Origin of the sequence: Amycolatopsis sp. SID8362 (assembly GCF_010550475.1) — a bacterium.
Lineage (GTDB): Bacteria > Actinomycetota > Actinomycetes > Mycobacteriales > Pseudonocardiaceae > Amycolatopsis > Amycolatopsis eburnea.
The window spans coordinates 1-1,685 of record NZ_JAAGNB010001132.1; the positions used below are offsets into that span (position 1 = coordinate 1).

Here is a 1,685-nt window from a genome sequence, read left to right on the forward strand (position 1 = left end):
GAAGTCGACGGCGTCGAACCACTCCAGCGGCCGCGTGAGCGACACGTAGGTGTGCAGCGTGTCCCCGCTCTCCCGGTGGGCGTGGATCCCCTTGCCGGGCGCGGGCACCATCAGCGAACCGCCGCCGACGGCTTTCGCGGACGCGGGGTGGCGGGTGTCGGCGTCGAAGAGGTAGATCTCGACGAACGCTTCGCCGACGTACTCGGGTTTCGCCGCCGTGCGCAGCGGCCGGATCCGCGACCAGGCGCCGTCCGCGCCGACCAGCAGGTCCGCGACGACCGTGGTGCCGTCGGCGAACGCGACTTCGTGCCGCCCGTCGGCGAGGGTCCGGGCGCCGGTGACCTTCCGTCCCCAGTGGACGGTGCCGGGCGGCAGCGAGTCCAGCAGCATCCGCCGCAGTTCCCCTCGCTGCACCTCGGGGCGGCCGCCGGTGCCGTCGTCGGCCTTCTCGAACAGGAGGTTCCCGTTCGCGTCGAGGACGCGCATCGCTTGGCGGCCTTCGAGAATCAGGTCGCGGAACTCGGTCATGAGGCCCGCGGCCTCGACGGCGAGCTGGCCGTTGTAGTCGTGGATGTCGAGCATCCCGCCCTGCATCCGCGCCATCGGCGAGGCTTCGGCTTCGTAGACGACGGCTTCGATCCCGTGGACGTGGAGAACGCGGGCGAGGGTGAGGCCGCCGAGGCCGGCGCCGATGATCGTGACTGGGGTGTGCATCCGTGCTCCTCCGGATCTCGTGGTGACTTCCGAAGGCTGGCGCCGCGCACTGGTGCGGACCGCACACCGCGCTGGTACGGACCTGGCAGCGGCCGTCAGTCCACCGCGAGGTCGTCCGGGCTCCCGCTCGCCAGCCCGGCGAGGACGTCCAGCGCGGCGGCCAGGGTCTCCACCGGCGGCGCCGACACCGCGACCCGCACGGCGTTCGGCGCGTGGCCGGGCAGCACGGCGAAGGCCGCCGCCGGGGACAGCGCGATCCCGTGCCGGGCCGCGGCGGCCACGAACGTGTCCGCGCGCCAGTGCTCCGGCAGCTCCCACCAGCGGTGGTACGAAGCCGCGTCGCCGCGCAGGCCCGGCAGCTTCTCCTCGACCACCAGCGCCCGCGCGGCGGCGTCCCGGCGTTTGGCTTCCTCGACTTCGGCGAGGGTGCCGGTGACGATCCACTGGGTCGCCGCTTCGACGGCGAACCGCGACGCTGCCCAGCCGCCCGAGCGCACCGACGACGCCAGCCGCGCCGCCCACTGCGGCGGCGGTACCAGGAAACCCGCGGTCAGGCCGGGTGCCACGCGCTTGGACAGGCTGTCCACGAAGACCGTCCGCTCCGGCGCGTGCGCGGCGAACGGCCGGACGTCGTCGCGCAGGAACGTGTAGATGCCGTCCTCGATCACCGGCAGGTCGAGCCGCGCGACGACGTCGGCCAGCTCCGCCCGGCGGCGCTCGGGCATCGTCGTGCCGAGCGGGTTGTGCAGCGTCGGCTGGACGTACAGCGCGCGCACCGGTTCCGCCGCGGCGAGCGCGGCCGGCACGAGCCCGTCCTCGTCGGTTTCGACCGGCACCAGCTCGATCCCGAGCCGCGACGCGAGGGCCTTGACCACCGGGTACGTCAGGGACTCGACCGCGAGCCGCTCCCCCACCGGGACGAACGCGGCGATCGCCGCCGCGATGGCCTGCCTGCCGTTGCCGGTGAACAG

2 protein-coding genes are annotated in these 1,685 nt (G+C 73.9%); both read right to left on the reverse strand.

What is annotated here, in order from left to right:
- A partial coding sequence (locus G3I65_RS35335; protein WP_203612608.1) for an NAD(P)/FAD-dependent oxidoreductase occupies positions 1-714 on the reverse strand: 714 nt, incomplete at its 3' end.
- Positions 715-809: 95 nt separating this feature from the next.
- Positions 810-1,685, reverse strand: an 876-nt coding sequence (locus G3I65_RS35340; RefSeq protein WP_160699946.1) for a PLP-dependent aminotransferase family protein, incomplete at its 5' end; no start/stop codon positions are given.